Raw genomic sequence first — 17,129 nt, forward strand, 5'->3', positions numbered from 1 at the left:
TGACAGAGACGACATGAGGTGGCAGATGTCCGGTGGCAGAACACCGAGAGCGCGGATGATGGGACGCTGGCGCAGAACGGCGATCGTCGGCCTTGCAGCAGCCGCAGTCGCACTGAGCGGCTGCAGCATCCAGATCACATCCCAACCCGATCCCTCGATCGGCGACGACACGATGCTGATCAACGCCGACAAGGGCAACCCGTTCTTCACGAGGAACTTCAACCCGTATCTCACCAACACGCGCACGGCGTCGCGGTGGATCTACGAGCCGCTGATCCTGGTCAACCCGCTCGACGGCACGCAGAACCCCTGGCTGGCGACCGAGTGGTCCCAGCCCGACGCCCGCACCATCGTCATGACGATCCGCGACGACGTCGAGTGGAGCGACGGCGAAGACCTGACGCCGGACGATGTGGCCTTCACGTTCCAGCTGCTCAAGGACAACCCCGCGCTCGACATCAAGGGTGCCTGGCAGCATCTGGAGAGCGTCGAGACCGAGGGCGACGACGTGATCATGCACCTCCAGACCGAGGATGCTCCGTCGCTGCCCATCCTCGGCCAGACCATGATCGTGCCGGAGCACCTCTGGGCCGACGTGAAGGACCCCGCCACGTACCGCAACGAGACACCGGTCGGGACCGGGCCGTTCGTGCTCGGCAACTACAACGACCAGCAGTACTCGATGGACCGCAACCCCGACTACTGGCAGGCCGACAAGATCGAGATCGAGCACATCATCCTGCCCTCGACCAACTCGCAGCTCGACACCGTGAGCCGCGGATACGACTGGGCGTACTCGTTCATCTCGGACGTGGAGGGCACCTGGGGTGCGGCGAGTCCGGACAACAAGTGGTGGTTCCCGCCGGGCGGCGTGATCGCCCTGATGCCGAACCTCGAGGTCGCCCCCTTCGACGACGTGAACGTCCGCCGAGGCATCGCGCTCTCCCTCGATCGCGAGGAGATCGCCGAGACCGCTTCCGAGGGGTACATGGAGCCCGCCGGCCAGACCGGACTGATCCTCCCGAACCAGGAGGAGTATCTCGACCCGAGCATCCCCGACGAGGGCATGATCACGCAGGACACGGATGCTGCGCTCGAAGCCTTCGAGAAGGCGGGCTACACCCTCGACGGCGACCGGCTCGTGGACGCCGACGGTGAGCAGCTCGAGTTCGCGCTGACCACGGCCAACGGCTTCACCGACTGGACCAGGGCGGCGCAGACCGTGCGCAGTCAGCTCGCCGAGGTCGGCGTGAAGGTCACGCTCAAGCTCCCGCAGCCCGCGGGATACCAGAGCGCGATCAGCAACGGCGACTTCGAGATGGCGATCGGCGGCATGGGCAACGGCGACGTCTACCAGGCCTACAACAACCTGCTCTCCAGCGAGTTCTACGTGCCATCGGGCGAGACGACCGCCAACAACTTCGAGCGCTACCGCTCGGACGAGGCCGACGCGCTGCTGGCCGAGTACCGCGAGACCGTCGACACCGATCGCCAGGCCGAGATCGTGAAGGATCTGCAGGGCATCGTCTACGACGAGATGCCCGTGATCGGCCTCTACTACGGCGGCATCTGGGGTCTGTTCAACGACGCCAAGTTCACCGGCTGGCCGAGTGAGGAAGACCCGTACATGATTCCGCAGAACTACGATTCCGCGCCGCTGGGCATCTTCACGCGGCTCGAGCGAGTCAAGGAGGACGACAAGTGAAGTACGTGCTCCAGAAGTTCGGCCTGTTCGTGCTCACCCTGTGGGCCGCCGTCACCCTGAACTTCTTCCTCCCGCGCATGATGCCGGGTTCCCCGGCGGATGCCGCTATCGCCAAGCTGTCCCAGAACGGGCCGGTGTCCGACGCCACGCGCGCCGCCATCGAAGCCCAGCTGGGCGTGCCGACCGGGTCGCTGTGGGATCAGTACATCGCCTACCTCGGCCAGGTCGTGCGGCTCGACTTCGGCGTCTCGTACACGTTCTACCCGCAGTCGGTGGCGAGCATGGTGTCGACGGCACTGCCGTACACGATCGCCCTCGTCGGCATCGTCACGATCCTCGCGTTCGTGATCGGCACCCTCATCGGCGTCGCGGCCGCCTGGCGCCGAGGCACCTGGCTCGACACGCTGCCGACGCTGACGGGCTCCTTCCTCAGCACGTTCCCCTACTTCTGGACCGCGCTGCTGCTGCTGTTCTTCTTCGGCTACGTGCTGCACTGGTTCCCGACGACGGGGGCCTACTCCGCGACGACGACCCCCGGGTTCACCTGGGAGTTCCTCGGAGACCTCTTGAGCCACGCGTTCCTCCCGGCCCTCACCATCCTGCTCACCTCACTCGGCGGCTGGATCATCGGGATGCGCAACGCCATGATCAACACGCTCGGTGAGGACTACATCACCTTCGGCGAGGCGAACGGGCTGCACGGCCGCACGATCGCCCTCCGCTACGCCGCGCGCAACGCGATCCTGCCGAACCTCACCGGCTTCGGGCTCACGCTCGGCGGTGTCGTGGGCGGATCGATCCTCGTCGAGCAGGTGTTCGGCTATCCCGGCATCGGGTACCTGCTCTTCAACGCCGTGATCGGGCAGGACTACCCGCTCATGCAGGCGCTCTTCCTGATGATCACCGTGAGCGTGCTCATCGCCAACTTCCTCGTGGACATCCTCTACGGGGTTCTCGACCCGAGGACACGCCGATGACTTCCACCATGAACGTCAAGATCCCCGCCGAGCGCATCGCCGCGCCCAGCCCGTGGCGCGCCTTCGGGCGCATGGTCGCCACCCTCTGGAGCAACGGCAAAGCCCGACTCGGCCTCTGCATCCTCGCCTTCTTCGTGCTGGTCGCGGTGTTCGCCCCGGTCCTCGCCCCCTACGGGCCGAAGGAGAACGGGTTCGACCGCAACGCCGATGCCTCCTGGGCGCACTGGCTCGGCACGACTGCCGCGGGGGAGGACGTGCTCAGCCAGCTCATCTACGGTGCGCAGATCAGCCTTCTGGTCGGCTTCGCCGCCGGCATCCTGTCCACCATGGTCGCTGTGCTGATCGGCCTCAGCTGGGGGTACATGCGCGGCTTCGCGGGCGAGGTGGTCGGCTTCATCGTCAACCTCTTCCTCGTGATCCCGGGCCTACCTCTCATGATCGTGATCGCCGCCTACCTGCAGAACGGCGGCATCCTGATGATCATCGCCGTGATCGTGGTGACCGGCTGGGCGTGGGGCGCTCGCGTGCTCCGCAGCCAGACGCAGTCGCTGCGCGGCAACGACTTCGTCACCTCGGCGCAGTTCTCGGGGGACAGCCGGACGCGCATCGTGTTCCGCGAGATCCTGCCGAACATGACGTCGATCATCGCCGGCACGCTCTTCGGAGCGGCGACGGCGGCGATCCTCGCCGAGGCCGGCCTGGAGTTCCTCGGCCTCGGTGACTCCAGCATCGTCAGCTGGGGCACCATGCTCTATTGGGCGCAGAACTCCAACTCCCTGCTCACCGGGCAGTGGCTGCTGCTGTTCGCCCCCGGTCTGTGCATCGCACTGCTGGCGCTGAGCCTGACACTGATCAACTTCGGCGTGGACGGCATCTCCAATCCGCGCCTGCGAGAGGGGAAGGGCCGATGACCGCCATGAACACGAATGATGTGCTGCTGGAGGTCGACTCCCTGTCCGTCGAGTACGCCTCTCCCGGAGCGACACCTGTCGCGGCCGTCCACGACGTCTCGTTCTCACTGCGCCGCGGCGAGTTCGTCGGACTCGTCGGCGAGTCGGGGTCGGGCAAGTCGACCCTCGGCTTCGCGCTGACGCGGCTGCAGAAGCCTCCGGCGCGCATCAGCGGCGGCCGCATCCTCTTCGGCGGGCGCGACATCCGCGAGCTGGATGCCGAGGAGCTGCGTCGTCAGCGCCAGGGCGGATTTGCGATGGTGCTGCAGTCGGGCATGAACGCACTGAACCCGGTGCGCACGGTGGGCAACCACTTCCGCGACATCTTCGCCGCCCACGGCCACGTGCCCAAGGGCGACCGGGATGCGCGGGCCCGCGAGCTCATCGGCAAGGTCGGGCTCGACGCCTCGGTGCTCGCCCGCTACCCCGGGGAGCTCTCCGGCGGTATGCGCCAGCGTGCCTCGATCGCGCTCGCGCTGTCGCTGGAGCCGCAGCTCATGGTCTTCGACGAGCCGACCACCGCGCTCGACGTGCTCGTGCAGCACGCCGTCATGGACACGATCAAGGAGCTGCAGCGGGCCGAGCAGTTCACGGCCATCCTCATCAGCCACGATCTCGGCATCGTGCTCGAGGCCACCGACCGGGTGATGGTGATGCACGAGGGGCGCATCGTCGAAGACGCGCCGAGCATCGACATCCTGCAGCGTCCGAAGGACGAGTACACGCGGATGCTGCTCAGCCACTACGCCGACCCCCGCGCGAAGACCCTGTCGATCCCCGGCTTCGTCGACCTCGGGACGCGGCGCGCCGAAGGCCGTTCGCGCACCGACGTCACCGAGACGCTGCCGACCGTGTCGTCGCGGGATGCGCGTCGCGCCGATGCGGCGATCGTGGTCGACGGGGTGTCCAAGCACTATCCGGCCCCGCGCCGTGGACAGGACGCGGTGACGGCCGTCGACGATGTGTCGTTCCGGCTGGAACCCGGGGAGGCGCTCGCGCTCGTCGGGGCCTCGGGCTCGGGCAAGTCGACCATCGCGAAGATGCTCACCGGCGTCGAGAAGCCGACCTCCGGCACCGTCCGCTTCGGCGATGTCGACGTGGCGACCCTCAAGCGCCGCGGTCTGCGTGACTTGCGCAAGGACGTGCAGATGGTGTTCCAGGATCCGTACGCGGCACTCAACCCGCTGCACACGGTCGAGTACGCGCTGACGCGCCCGGTCATGAACTACACGAAGTTGCGCGGGCAGGAAGCCAGGGCGCGGGTGCTCGAGCTGCTCGAGACCGTCGGCCTCACGCCCGTCGAGCAGTTCGCGGCGAAACTGCCGCATCAGCTCTCGGGCGGGCAGCGGCAGCGCGTCGTGATCGCCAGGGCGCTCGCGAGCGACCCGCAGGTGCTCATCGCCGATGAGCCGGTCTCGATGCTCGACGTCTCGCTGCGTGCGGGCGTGCTGGCGCTGCTGGAGGATCTGCGCGAGAGATGGGGCATCAGCATGCTCTACATCACGCACGACCTGCTGAGCGCGAGGCTCGTGACGCAGAACATCCTGGTGCTCAACGGCGGCCGCGTGGTCGAACGCGGAGAGACCGCCGAGGTGCTGCAGCATCCGGAGGATCCGTACACGATCCAGCTGCTGGACGCCGTGCCCAATCCGACTCGTATCCGATAGAACCACTCATGAGAGGAGCACTCGTGCTCGCATTCCCCGACGGCTTCCTGTGGGGTGCCGCGACCGCGGCCCACCAGGTGGAGGGCAACAACACCACGAGCAACTGGTGGGCGATGGAACACGCCCCCGGCTCGCCCATGGTCGAGCCCTCCGGTGACGCCGCCGACCACTTCCACCGCTACCCGGAGGACATGCGGCTGCTCGCCGACGCCGGGCTGAACTCCTACCGGTTCTCGGTGGAGTGGGCGCGGATCGAGCCCGAGCGCGGCTTCGTCTCGCGGGCGATGCTCGACCACTACCGCCGCATGATCGACACGGCGCGCGAGAACGGGCTCGACCCGACGGTCACGCTCATGCACTTCACGGTGCCGCAGTGGTTCCAGAAGGACGGCTTCTGGCGTGCCGACGACGCGGTCGACCTGTTCGCCCGCTACGTCGAGACCGTGCTCCCGATCCTCGACGGCGTCGAGTACGTGTGCACCATCAACGAGCCCAACATCGCCGCGATGCTCGCCGGGGGAGAGGACGCCGCGAACCTCGTCGCCTTCGGCCTCCCGAACCCCGACCTCGCCGTGGCCGACACCCTGCTCGACGCGCACCACCGCGCCTCCGAGATCCTGCACTCGGTGCCGGGGGTCAAGGCCGGCTGGACCATCGCCACGCAGGCGTTCCACTCCACCGGTGAGCCGGGTGCCGACGAGATGCTCGCCGAATACGGCGACCCGCGTGACCACTGGTACCTCGACCAGTCGGCCGGCGACGACTTCGTCGGCGTGCAGGCGTACACGCGCACCTTCATCGGACCGGAGGGTCCGCGACCCGTGTCGCCGGATGTGGAGACGACCCTGACCGGCTGGGAGTTCTTCCCCGAGGCGCTCGAGATGGGTGTGCGCAGCGCATGGGAACGCAGCGGAGGGGTGCCCGTGCTCGTGACCGAGAACGGCATCGCGACCGCCGACGACACCCGCCGCATCGCCTACACGCAGGGTGCGCTCGAGGGACTGCACCGCGCGATCTCCGACGGCATCGATGTGCGGGCGTACCAGCACTGGAGCGCACTGGACAACTACGAGTGGGCCAGCGGCTTCGCCCCCACCTTCGGGCTGATCGGTTTCGACCATCAGACGTTCGTACGGACGCCGAAGCCGTCCCTCGCCTGGCTCGGGGAGGTCGCGCGCCGCAACGGGCTCTGAGTTCGGGGTTACGCTCAGGGAATGACGACGCACGCGAGGCACTCGACGCGGCAGGACCGGATCCGATCCGCAGCCGCGGGCCTGAGCGCGGCCGTCGTCGCGGTCGGCCTGGCCGAACTCGTCGCTGCGGTCGTGGAGCCGAGTGCGAGCCCGTTCGCCGTGATCGGCAGCGGGCTCATCGACCTCGCGCCGAGCTGGGCGAAGGACACGGCGATCGCGCTGTTCGGCACCGGAGACAAGGTGGCCCTGATCGTCGGGGTCGCCATCGTCCTCGCGGTCGTCGCCGCGTTCGCCGGCTTCCTGGAGCTGCGACGCCCTCCGATCGGGGCCGTGATCCTCGCTGCTCTCGGCGCACTCGCCGTCGTGGCCGCGATGATCCGCCCCGGTGCGGGGCCGTTCGCCTGGCTCCCCGGCCTCGTCGCCGGTCTCGTCGCGGTGATCGTCGTGCGGATGCTGGTGCGCAGGCTCCGGCCCGTCGCCGGAATCGCCCCGGACGAGATCGACCGGCGCCGGTTCCTGATCTGGACGACCGGCGCCGCGGCGGCCGGACTCGTGCTGCTGATCGTCGGGAACGTCGCGCGCGGGGCCACCCGCTCGATCGAGGTGGTCCGTGACGCGCTGCGGCTGCCGAAGCCGGCGCGAGCGGCGGCGCCGGTCCCTGCCGGCGCCGACCTGGAGATCCCCGGCCTCGCTCCGGTCGTCACCCCCAACGCCGAGTTCTACCGCATCGACACCGCGCTGATCGTGCCGCGGATCGACCCGGCCGACTGGTCGCTGCGCATCCACGGGATGGTGGACCGCGAGGTGCGCCTCACCTGGGACGAGCTGGTCGCCCTGCCGATGCAGGAGTCCGACGTCACTCTCGCGTGCGTGTCGAACGAGGTCGGCGGATCGCTGATCGGCAACGCCCGCTGGCTGGGCGTTCCGGTGCGGGAGCTGCTCGCCCGCGCGGGTGTGGATCCTGACGCCGACATGGTGCTGTCGACCTCGTCCGACGGCTTCACGGCATCCACTCCGATCGAGGCGCTCACCGACGACCGCGACGCGCTGCTGGCCGTCGGCATGAACGGCGAGCCGTTGCCGATCGAACACGGGTTCCCGGCGCGACTCGTGGTCCCCGGGCTCTACGGATACGTGTCCGCGACGAAGTGGGTCACCCAGCTCGAGGTCACCCGTTTCGACCGCGCCACCGCGTACTGGACCACACGGGGATGGTCCGAGCGCGGGCCGATCAAGCTGCAGTCCCGCATCGATGTGCCGCGTGGAGGCCAGTCCGTTCCGGCCGGCGACACCGTGATCGCGGGGATGGCGTGGCAGCAGCAGGTCGGCATCGCCGGGGTCGAGGTGCGCATCGACGACGGGCCGTGGCAGCGTGCCGAGCTCGCGACCGCCATCTCAGCCGACACCTGGGTGCAGTGGAGTCTGGCGTGGACGGCGGAGAGTGGATCGCACACCGTCGAGTGCCGGGCGCTCAGCGTCGAGGGCGATACCCAGACATCGGATCCGGCGCCGCCCGCACCCGACGGCGCGCAGGGATGGCACCGCATCGACGTCTCGGTGGCCTGAGCGCGTAACCACCGGTGCCCGGACACCTAGAATTGCTCCATGCCCGCAGGCGAATCCTTCTACATCACCACGCCCATCTACTACCCCTCCGACGTGCCGCACATCGGTCACGGGTACACGACGGTGGCCGTCGACACGCTCGCACGGTGGCACCGCCAGGCGGGGGATGACACCTGGATGCTCACGGGCACCGATGAGCACGGCCAGAAGATGCTGCGCGCCGCGGCAGCCAACAACGTCACCCCTCAAGAATGGGTCGACAAGCTCGTCACCGAGAGCTGGTTCCCGCTGCTGACGACGCTCGACGTCGCCAACGACGACTTCATCCGCACCACGCAGGAGCGCCACGAGACGAACGTGCAGACGTTCTTCCAGCGCCTGTACGACCGCGGCTACATCTACGCCGGCGAGTACGAGGCGCTCTACTGCGTGGGCTGTGAGGAGTTCAAGCCCGAGTCGGAGATCGTCGACGGCACCGGTCCCTTCGAGGGGCTGAAGGTCTGCGCGATCCACTCGAAGCCGCTCGAGCTGCTGCAGGAGAAGAACTACTTCTTCAAGCTGAGCGAGTTCCAGGACCGTCTGCTCGAGCTCTACAAGACGCAGCCCGACTTCGTGCGCCCGGATTCCGCGCGCAACGAGGTCGTGTCGTTCGTGAGCCAGGGACTCAAGGACCTGTCGATCTCGCGTTCGACCTTCGACTGGGGCATCCCGCTGCCGTGGGACGAGTCGCACGTCATCTACGTGTGGGTCGATGCGCTGCTGAACTACGCCACGGCCGTCGGCTACGGCTCCGACGAGGAGACGTTCGCGCGTCGCTGGCCCGCCTACCACGTGGTCGGCAAAGACATCCTGCGCTTCCACGCCGTGATCTGGCCCGCCCTGCTGATGGCTGCCGGCCTCGAGGTGCCCCAGGGTGTCTTCGCGCACGGCTGGCTGCTGGTCGGCGGCGAGAAGATGTCCAAGTCGAAGCTCACCGGCATCGCGCCGACCGAGATCACCGACGTGTTCGGCTCCGACGCGTACCGCTTCTACTTCCTGTCCGCGATCGCGTTCGGCCAGGACGGCTCGTTCTCGTGGGAAGACCTGTCGGCCCGCTACCAGGCCGAGCTCGCGAACGGCTTCGGCAACCTCGCCTCGCGCACCACGGCGATGATCGAGAAGTACTTCGAGGGGGTCGTGCCGCCCGCGGCCGAGTACACCGAGAATGACCTCGCGATCCAGAAGATCGTGGCGGATGCGGCGTCGAACGCGGATGCCGCGGTCGCGCAGTTCCGCATCGACGAGGCCATCTCGTCGATCTGGACGATCGTCGACGCGCTCAACGGCTACATCACCGAGAACGAGCCCTGGGCGCTCGCTCGCGACGAGGCTCAGCGCGGTCGCCTGGGCACCGTGCTGTACACCTGCGCCGAGGGTCTGCGTGCGCTCGCGGTGCTGCTCTCGCCCGTGATGCCGCAGTCGACCGAGAAGCTCTGGGTCGCACTCGGTGCCGCCGAGACCCTGGGTCGTCTGCAGGACCAGCCGATCCGCGAGGCCGGAGCCTGGGGCGTGCTGCGCCCCGGCACCAGCGTCAACGGTCTCGCACCGCTGTTCCCCCGGGTGGAGGCCACGGCCTGAGCAAGGTCGGTCACGGAGATGTCGGGGACGTATGTGCAGCGCCGTGACGGCGACGGACGCAAGGATCTGAAGTATCCGGCGGCCCCCGAGCCGCTCACGGTCCCGGTGTACGACAACCATGCGCACCTGGAGATCGTCGACGGTGATGACCCGCTGTCGCTGACCGAGCAGCTCGATCGGGCGGCGGCGGTGGGCATCGCCGGGGTCGTGCAGGCGTCGGGCGACATCGAGTCGTCGCGGTGGGCGGTCGCGGCCGCGGCATCCGATCCGCGCGTGCTCGCCGCCGTCGCCATCCACCCGAACGACGCGCCGACCTATGCGGAGGAGGGCCGCCTCGATGAGGCTCTCGCGGTGATCGACGAGCTCGCCGCCCACCCGCGCACCCGGGCGATCGGCGAGACGGGGCTCGACTTCTTCCGCACCGAGCCCGAGCGGCAGGCGCCGCAGTTCGCCTCGTTCGAGGCGCACATCGCGCTGGCGAAGAAGCACGGCATCGCGATGCAGATCCACGACCGCGACGCGCACGATGCGGTGCTGGAGACCCTGAGCCGCGTCGGCGCCCCCGAGCGCACGGTGTTCCACTGCTTCTCGGGCGACGACGCCATGGCGCGCGTCTGCGCCGATGCCGGGTACCACCTGTCGTTCGCGGGGAACGTGACGTTCAAGAACGCCCAGAACCTGCGGGACGCGCTGAAGGTCACTCCGCTGGATCGCCTCCTGGTCGAGACGGACGCGCCGTTCCTCACCCCGGTGCCGCTGCGGGGGCGTCCGAATGCCCCGTACCTCGTGCCGATCACGGTGCGCTTCATGGCGGCCGAACTCGGTATCGAGGTCGATGAGCTGTGCGCCCAGCTGGCCGAGAACACCCTGCGGGTCTACGGCTCGTTCGCCGACTGACTCTCGGGTTCTTCCACGGGCTTCGCCGACACGATCTGCGAGATCGGCTTCCACACCAGCAGCAGCGTGAGCGCCGCGCCGACGAACGCGAACCACCACGGTGCCGTGAGGCCCCAGACCTGGGCGATCACGCCGCCGAGCGCCTGGCCGACGACCATGCCGCCGAACACCCCGACCATGTTGACGGAGGCCACGCGCCCCTGCAGCTCGGCGGGCACGAGGCGCTGCCGCACGGTCGTGGAGATCGTGCCCCACACGAACGCGTAGGCGCCGAAGAAGAACATGATGACCAGGGCCACCCAGCCCGTGGTGGTGAGCGCGAACGACAGGTGCATGAGCACCTCGAGCGAGAGCACCACCCGCATCAGCGTCGCGAACGACACGTGCCGCTCCAGCCAGCCGAAGCTGAGTGTGGCGAGGATGCCGCCCGCTGCGGATGCCGTCGTGAGCGCGCCGTAGCCGACCGCGCCCATGTGCAGGTGTTCGGTCGCGTACAGCACGAGCACGCCCCAGGGCGCGGCCCACGTGATGTTGAAGACCAGGATGATGAGCACCAGCATGCGCACCGGCGGATTGCGCCACAGCCAGCGGATGCCCTCGGCGATGTCGGTGTGCACCGGCGGGTGCATGTCGGTCTCGCGCGGCGGGACGGGCGTCTTCGCCATGCGTGAGATGAGCACGACCGCGAAGCTCACGCACACGACCTCGAGCAGGAACGGCCAGGCGGTGCCGGCCGCGAAGAGGAACGCCCCCAGCGGTGGGCCGGCGAACTGGTTCGCGACGAGGTACCCGGCCTGCAGGCGGGCGTTGCCGATGCCGAGGTCGGCGGGCTTCACCAGCATCGGCAGCAGCGTGCTGCCCGCCGTGTCGACGAAGACCTCGGCGGTGCCGTAGAGGAAGGCGACGGCGAGCACGATCCAGATGTTCGCGACGCCCGTCACGAGGAACACGCACAGGGCGAGGAGGACCACGGCCCGCGCGGCATTGGCGAACATGACCAGGCGGCGGCGGTCGAAGCGGTCGGCGATCGCTCCCGCATGCAGGCCGAACAGCAGCCACGGGAGGAACTGCAGGATCGCGCCGGATGCCACCAGGATCGGCGACGACGTCATCGACGCGATCAGCAGGGGAGCGGCCGCGAGGGCCACGCCGTCGCCGATGTTGCTGGTCCACGACGAGGCGAGGAGCCAGCGGAAATCGCGGCCCATGCGGCGGGGGGCGACGAGTTCACCGAGGGAGGGCACCAGAGAAGACTACTGACGGCAGGGGACATCGGCGGGGGTCACCGGGAGAGTGGGGGAGAATGGCAGGATGACCGTCACCCTGCTCGGCGCCACCGAGATCCGCCGACTCGCCGCCGAGCTCGACGTCACCCCGACCAAGAAGCTCGGCCAGAACTTCGTCACCGACGCGAACACCGTGCGCAAGATCGTGCAGGCCGCCCGTGTGCAACCGCATGAGCGCGTGGTCGAGGTCGGTCCGGGGCTCGGCTCCCTGACCCTCGCGATCCTCGAGACCGGGGCATCCGTCACGGCCGTCGAGATCGACCACCGCCTCGCGGCCCGACTCGCGCAGACCGCCGCCGAGCACGGCGTCGAGGCCGACCGGCTCACCGTCGTCGACGCGGATGCGCTGCGCATCACCGAGCTGCCGGGCGAGCCCACGGTGCTGGTTGCGAACCTGCCCTACAACGTCTCGGTGCCCGTGCTGCTGCACTTCCTCGAGAACTTCGCCTACCTGCAGCGCGGGGTGGTGATGGTGCAGGCCGAAGTCGCCGAGCGTCTCGCCGCGAAGCCGGGGTCGAAGATCTACGGCTCGCCCAGCGTCAAGGCGGCCTGGTACGGCGAGTGGAAGCTCTCCGGGAACGTCTCGCGCCAGGTGTTCTGGCCGGTGCCCAACGTCGACAGCCTGCTCGTCGGCTTCGACCGGTCCGAGGGGGAGCGCGGCACCGAGGAGGAGCGCCGCCGCACGTTCAAGATCGTGGATGCCGCCTTCAACCAGCGCCGCAAGATGCTCCGCCAGGCGCTGTCGGGGATCTTCGGCAGCTCGGCGGCAGCATCCGAGGTGCTGATCGCCGCCGGCGTCGCCCCCACGGCCCGCGGCGAAGACCTCACGGTCGAGGACTACCAGCGCATCGCGCAGCAGGCACCAGGGACTAATCTGGCACCGTGACCGACTCCCCCCGCTTCCGCCCCGATGTCCCCGAGCTGCACCGTCCGTACGCGGCGGACGAGAGCCGATACCAGCAGTTCTCCTACCGCCAGGTCGGCACGTCCGGGCTGTATCTGCCCCCGATCTCGCTCGGGCTGTGGTGGAACTTCGGTGACAACATCCCGCTCGACAACCAGCGCGCGCTGCTGCGCCACGCGTTCGACCGCGGCATCACGCACTTCGACCTGGCGAACAACTACGGCCCGCCCTACGGCTCGGCCGAGAAGAACTTCGGACGCATCTTCGCCGAAGACCTCCGCCCGTACCGCGACGAGCTGATCATCTCGTCGAAGGCCGGCTGGGACATGTGGCCCGGCCCCTACGGCGACTTCGCGAGCCGCAAGTACATCCTCGCGAGCGCCGAGCAGTCGCTGACCCGCATGGGCCTCGACTATGTCGACATCTTCTACTCCCACCGCGTCGATCCCGTCACCCCGATCGCCGAGACCGTCGGCGCGCTCGACACGCTCGTGCGCCAGGGCAAGGCGCTCTACGTCGGCATCTCCTCGTACAGCGCCGAGCGCACGGCGGAGGCCGTCGCCGTGGCGAAGGAGCTCGGCACGCCGCTCGTCATCCACCAGCCGGCGTACTCGATCCTGAACCGCTGGGTCGAAGACGGCCTGACCGACACCCTCGAGCAGTCGGGCCTGGGCGCGATCGCCTTCACCCCGCTCGCACAGGGGCTGCTCACCGACAAGTACCTCGGCGACGGCACGGCCGAGCGGGCGCAGAAGCGCGGCTCGCTGCCGGACGGTCGGCTCACGGATGAAGCCGTGCAGACGCTGCGGTCGCTGAACGAGGTGGCGCAGAGCCGTGGACAGTCGCTCGCGCAACTGGCGCTGCAGTGGACGCTGCGTAACCCGGTCGTCGCCTCCGCGCTGATCGGCGCGTCGCGCCCGGAGCAGCTCGACGAGAACATCGCCGCCGTCAACGGTCCGACTTTCACCGCGGAGGAGTTGGCCCGCATCGACGAGCTCGCCGGGGCGATCGACGTGAACCTGTGGGCGAAGTCCTCGGAGCTGTGATCCGATCATGAGCCACGCCGCGTCCACCGACTCCGTGCACGTGCGCGCCCCGGGGAAGATCAACGTCTACCTCGGGGTCGGCGGGCGGCACGACGACGGCTATCACGCGCTGGCGACGGTCTTCCAAGCGGTCTCGCTGTATGAAGACGTGATCGCGCGCCCGGCCGACGACTTCTCGGTCACGGTCGCCGGCGTGGAGGACATCGGCTCGGTCCCGCTCGACGACCGCAATCTGGCGATGCGCGCCGCCAAGCTGCTCGCGCTCGCCGTCGACCACCCGGGCGGCGTCGCCCTCGAGATCCGCAAAAGCGTGCCCGTGGCCGGCGGCATGGGCGGAGGGTCGGCGGATGCCGCTGCCGCTCTGGTCGCCTGCGACGCACTGTGGGGGACCGGGCTCTCGCAGGCCCGGCTGCACGACCTCGCCGCCCGTCTCGGCGCCGATGTGCCGTTCGCGCTGCACGGCGGCACCGCGGTCGGCACCGGCCGCGGCGATCAGCTCAATCCGGCGCTCGCGCGCGGACGCTTCGACTGGATCCTGGTGCCGAGCGACGAGGGGCTCTCGACGCCGGTGGTCTACGAGCGACTCGACATCCTGCGCGAGGAGGAGGGCGCCCTCGCCGACGACCCGCCGCTTTCGCTCGACGTGCCGATCCCGGTGCTGCAGGCGCTGCGCTCGGGAGACCCCGCCCAGCTCGCCGAGACCCTGTTCAACGACCTGCAGGCCGCCGCGCTGTTCGAGCGCCCCGACCTCGCCGACACCATCCGGCAGGGTGTCGCGGCCGGTGCGCTGCAGGGGATCGTGTCGGGCTCAGGGCCCACCGTGGCCCTCCTCTGTCCCGACCCCGAGACGGCGCAGGACGTGCAGTCCGCCCTGCGCGAGACCGGCCTCGACCCGCTCCACGTGCACGGCCCCGTCCCGGGCGCCCGCATCATCGGCTGACACCCGATTCCCGCGCCTCACTCCGCCTGCAGCAGCGCGCTCACCCGGTAGGGGATGACCTCGCGGAGGAACAGGCTCGTCGAGGTGCGGAGGATGCCGGGGCAGAGGCGCACGACCTCGGCCACGCGATAGAGGTCGTCGGGGTCCTTGGCCACGACGCGCAGCAGCAGGTCGGTGTCGCCCGCGGGGGCGAAGCACTCCAGGACCTCGGGAACCCGGCTGAGCGCATCGATCGCGGCGGTGATCTGGTGCTGATCGAGCTCGACGAGGATCGAGGCCGCGACGCCGCGCCCCAGTGCCTGCGGGAGGATGCGCGCGCTGTGGGCGCGCAGATACCCGCCGGATTCGAGCCGGTCGAGCCGGGCGTGCACGGTGCCGCGGGCGAGGCCCAGATCCTGGGCGATCAGAGCCACCGGTCGGCGCGGGTCGCGGTCGAGCACCGTGAGGATCCTCCGGTCGGTCTCGTCGAGATTGGCCATTTCGATCACCGTCGCCTTCGTTGACTCCCACAGATTGATCGGATCGATCAATCAGAATCCACTCTATGGTCTGAATGATCGCGATGTGGTGTGATGACTGTCAGATACGCAGGATGCCGGCCACGAGCGGGCATCACGCGCACTCGACGGAAGGCCACGAGCCGCACACGCCGGGTGTCGACGGCGACCGGCCACGAGCCTCAGCCGTCGATCAGACCTCCATCGCGGGGGATGAGGAGCCGCAGCTGCACCATGGCCGAGAACCGTGCGTCCGGATCGGTCAGATCGAGTCCGCTGATCTCCGACAGCCGGCGCAGCCGATACCGGAACGTGTTGGGGTGCGTGTACACGCGGGCCGCAGCCACCGCCACATCTCCGAACGCGTCGAGCCAGGCCCGCAGCGTCTCCACCAGATGCGTGCCCTTCTCCCGGTCCTGTGCCAGGAGCCGAGCGACGGGGCCGGTGGGCTGGTCGCCCCGGGAGCGGACGAGATCTCCGAGCTCGACCAGCAGGGCTTCCATCTGCACGGCCGTGAACCGGGCGACGGGCTCGCGCGAAGGCGTCTGACGCACCACTCGGAGGGCGCGGTCGGCGTTGGCGCGCGACGCGGGGATGCCCGCCGCGTCCTCCGCGACGGTGCCGACGCCGATGCGGATCTCACTGGTGGCCCCGAGCCGCCCGAGGAAGTCGGTCGCGACGCGGGCCGCGCGGCTGTCCGCATCGCGGTGCTCCGCCCCGGTCTCCGCATCACCCTGTTCCGGGCGGATGCCGACGACCGCGTACACGACGTTGCCGATCACGGCGACGGCCGAGCGGAGGTAGACGGCGCCCAGGTGCACGGCGAAGGCGTCGGCGATGCGCTGCCGCTCGGCCACCCCGCGGGCGCCGGCGGAGGGTTCGTCGTCGCTCTCCTCCGCTGCCGACAGCGCCAGCACGACGCATCGATGATCGCTGAGACGCAGCCGGGCGGTGGCATCCGCGGCTCCCGGACCGCCTTCGAGGATCGTGGCGAGCAGGTCGGCCCGCAGCCGGCGCTCGACATCGGCACCGGCCCGCAGCCGCAGCATGTGCAGGGCCACCAGGCCGGCGGAGTCCTTCAGCGCGCGCACACGATCGGGGGATAGAGGTTCCTGGACCGCGGCCCAGATCGAGCCGAGGATCTCGTCGCCCGCGCGCACCGCGAGCGCCACGCGCGGGAACGAGGGGAGTCCTTCGGTGTTGTTCACGGGGCCGACGTCGATCGGGTCCACGCTGCGGTAGAGCTCCTGGAAGACGCCGCGCTCCTCCAGCTGCCGTGCGAACCGTTCGGGCACCTGCCGTCCGAGCACGGTCTCGATGCGGGCGGGGTCGGCTTCGTGCTGGCGGCCCGAGAAGGCGACGACCCGGGAGTTGCGATCCTCGATCGTCACGGGGGCGTTCAGCAGGGTCGCGATGGCGTTGGCGAGGGCGAACAGGTCACCGGAGGGCATCCCGCCGAGTGTCGTGGCTCCCTGATCGCCCACGTCGCCCTCGGCGATCAGGGACCGCAGCATCGCCGCCAGCTGCGCCCACGACGCGCCGCGGGTCAGTGCGAGGACGGGGATGCCGGTCGCCTCGGATGCTTCGCGCACCGGCTGCTCCGAACGCACGGGCGCACGCAGGACCAGGGCGGAGGCCTGCTGTGTGGCGAGGACCCGGAGGAGCTCCGCGATCTCGTCCGGATCGCTCAGGCCGACGCCGAGGACGAGCGCGCGGCGCATCGGCATCGCGTCGTCGAGGACATCGTGGATGACGACCGTCTCGATCTCGGTGTCATCGTCGACCGCACCGCTCACCACCTCGAGCAGGGTGTTGCCGAGGTCTTCGATGACCCGGCCGAGGCTGGCGCGGGGCTTTGTCGTCACGGACATGAGCACAGGGCCC

Annotated in this window: 14 protein-coding genes; 11 read left to right on the forward strand and 3 right to left on the reverse strand. The window is 69.3% G+C overall.

Features of this window, described 5'->3' with window-relative positions:
- The first annotated feature begins 55 nt into the window (after nt 1-55).
- Genes GZ67_RS0104700 through GZ67_RS0104735 form a run of 8 tightly spaced genes read left to right on the forward strand, consistent with a single transcriptional unit; the run spans nt 56 to nt 10,572 of the window.
- Entirely contained in the window at nt 56-1,705 is a 1,650-nt protein-coding gene (locus GZ67_RS0104700) for an ABC transporter substrate-binding protein (RefSeq protein ID WP_029262637.1), read from the forward strand.
- Nucleotides 1,702-2,682, forward strand: a complete 981-nt coding sequence (locus GZ67_RS0104705) for an ABC transporter permease (RefSeq protein WP_029262636.1) — start codon at nt 1,702-1,704, stop codon at nt 2,680-2,682. The genes GZ67_RS0104700 and GZ67_RS0104705 overlap by 4 nt, the downstream gene beginning before the upstream one ends.
- A complete protein-coding gene (locus GZ67_RS0104710) occupies nt 2,679-3,593 on the forward strand; it encodes an ABC transporter permease (RefSeq protein WP_029262635.1) in 915 nt (304 codons plus the stop codon). Before GZ67_RS0104705 ends, GZ67_RS0104710 begins: the two co-directional genes overlap by 4 nt.
- 5 nt (nt 3,594-3,598) lie before the next feature.
- Nucleotides 3,599-5,299 carry an ABC transporter ATP-binding protein gene (locus GZ67_RS0104715; RefSeq protein WP_029262634.1) on the forward strand — a complete coding sequence of 567 codons (1,701 nt, stop codon included), beginning with the start codon at nt 3,599-3,601 and terminating at the stop codon, nt 5,297-5,299.
- A 23-nt stretch (nt 5,300-5,322) separates the two neighbouring features.
- Nucleotides 5,323-6,492, forward strand: a complete 1,170-nt coding sequence (locus GZ67_RS0104720) for a glycoside hydrolase family 1 protein (RefSeq protein ID WP_081859879.1) — start codon at nt 5,323-5,325, stop codon at nt 6,490-6,492.
- A 21-nt stretch (nt 6,493-6,513) separates the two neighbouring features.
- The gene (locus GZ67_RS0104725) at nt 6,514-8,058 is read left to right on the forward strand and encodes a molybdopterin-dependent oxidoreductase (RefSeq protein WP_051662336.1); all 1,545 of its coding nucleotides are present in this window, start codon (nt 6,514-6,516) and stop codon (nt 8,056-8,058) included.
- A 39-nt stretch (nt 8,059-8,097) separates the two neighbouring features.
- Nucleotides 8,098-9,675: a methionine--tRNA ligase gene (metG, locus tag GZ67_RS0104730; protein ID WP_029262631.1), complete on the forward strand. Its 1,578-nt coding sequence runs from the start codon at nt 8,098-8,100 to the stop codon at nt 9,673-9,675.
- Nucleotides 9,676-9,693: 18 nt separating this feature from the next.
- Nucleotides 9,694-10,572 carry a TatD family hydrolase gene (locus GZ67_RS0104735; protein ID WP_029262630.1) on the forward strand — a complete coding sequence of 293 codons (879 nt, stop codon included), beginning with the start codon at nt 9,694-9,696 and terminating at the stop codon, nt 10,570-10,572.
- On the opposite strand, the gene GZ67_RS0104740 is transcribed toward GZ67_RS0104735, so the two are convergent.
- On the reverse strand, nt 10,551-11,816 hold the full coding sequence (locus tag GZ67_RS0104740) for an MFS transporter (RefSeq protein ID WP_029262629.1): 1,266 nt from the start codon (nt 11,814-11,816) through the stop codon (nt 10,551-10,553). The genes GZ67_RS0104735 and GZ67_RS0104740 overlap by 22 nt on opposite strands.
- Before the next feature lie 67 nt (nt 11,817-11,883).
- Between GZ67_RS0104740 and rsmA the strand changes: the two genes are divergently transcribed.
- Genes rsmA through GZ67_RS0104755 form a run of 3 tightly spaced genes read left to right on the forward strand, consistent with a single transcriptional unit; the run spans nt 11,884 to nt 14,748 of the window.
- Nucleotides 11,884-12,744 (forward strand): 16S rRNA (adenine(1518)-N(6)/adenine(1519)-N(6))-dimethyltransferase RsmA, encoded by an 861-nt coding sequence (gene rsmA / locus GZ67_RS0104745; RefSeq protein ID WP_029262628.1) that lies wholly within the window; start codon nt 11,884-11,886, stop codon nt 12,742-12,744.
- Nucleotides 12,741-13,808: an L-glyceraldehyde 3-phosphate reductase gene (gene mgrA / locus GZ67_RS0104750; protein WP_029262627.1), complete on the forward strand. Its 1,068-nt coding sequence runs from the start codon at nt 12,741-12,743 to the stop codon at nt 13,806-13,808. Before rsmA ends, mgrA begins: the two co-directional genes overlap by 4 nt.
- Before the next feature lie 7 nt (nt 13,809-13,815).
- The gene (locus GZ67_RS0104755; RefSeq protein ID WP_029262626.1) at nt 13,816-14,748 is read left to right on the forward strand and encodes a 4-(cytidine 5'-diphospho)-2-C-methyl-D-erythritol kinase; all 933 of its coding nucleotides are present in this window, start codon (nt 13,816-13,818) and stop codon (nt 14,746-14,748) included.
- 17 nt (nt 14,749-14,765) lie between these two features.
- Here the strand turns inward: GZ67_RS0104755 and GZ67_RS0104760 are convergent, their stop codons facing one another.
- Nucleotides 14,766-15,227: an Lrp/AsnC family transcriptional regulator gene (locus tag GZ67_RS0104760; protein WP_029262625.1), complete on the reverse strand. Its 462-nt coding sequence runs from the start codon at nt 15,225-15,227 to the stop codon at nt 14,766-14,768.
- A gap of 200 nt (nt 15,228-15,427) precedes the next feature.
- Nucleotides 15,428-17,110, reverse strand: coding sequence for a PucR family transcriptional regulator (locus GZ67_RS0104765; RefSeq protein WP_136025729.1), 1,683 nt, complete (start codon nt 17,108-17,110; stop codon nt 15,428-15,430).
- Nucleotides 17,111-17,129 lie beyond the last annotated feature (19 nt).

Source organism: Microbacterium sp. Cr-K20 (genome assembly GCF_000708325.1).
In the GTDB taxonomy this organism is placed as follows: Bacteria; Actinomycetota; Actinomycetes; order Actinomycetales; family Microbacteriaceae; genus Microbacterium.

Excerpts from the sequence above, each read along its gene's own strand:
- GZ67_RS0104700 (WP_029262637.1), top strand. The coding sequence starts at position 56 with ATGATGGGACGCTGGCGCAGAACGGCGATCGTCGGCCTTGCAGCAGCC.
- GZ67_RS0104710 (WP_029262635.1), top strand. The coding sequence starts at position 2,679 with ATGACTTCCACCATGAACGTCAAGATCCCCGCCGAGCGCATCGCCGCG.
- GZ67_RS0104715 (WP_029262634.1), top strand. The coding sequence starts at position 3,599 with ATGAACACGAATGATGTGCTGCTGGAGGTCGACTCCCTGTCCGTCGAG.
- GZ67_RS0104725 (WP_051662336.1), top strand. The coding sequence starts at position 6,514 with ATGACGACGCACGCGAGGCACTCGACGCGGCAGGACCGGATCCGATCC.
- metG (WP_029262631.1), top strand. The coding sequence starts at position 8,098 with ATGCCCGCAGGCGAATCCTTCTACATCACCACGCCCATCTACTACCCC.
- GZ67_RS0104735 (WP_029262630.1), top strand. The coding sequence starts at position 9,694 with ATGTCGGGGACGTATGTGCAGCGCCGTGACGGCGACGGACGCAAGGAT.
- rsmA (WP_029262628.1), top strand. The coding sequence starts at position 11,884 with ATGACCGTCACCCTGCTCGGCGCCACCGAGATCCGCCGACTCGCCGCC.
- GZ67_RS0104755 (WP_029262626.1), top strand. The coding sequence starts at position 13,816 with ATGAGCCACGCCGCGTCCACCGACTCCGTGCACGTGCGCGCCCCGGGG.
- GZ67_RS0104760 (WP_029262625.1), bottom strand. The coding sequence starts at position 15,227 with ATGGCCAATCTCGACGAGACCGACCGGAGGATCCTCACGGTGCTCGAC.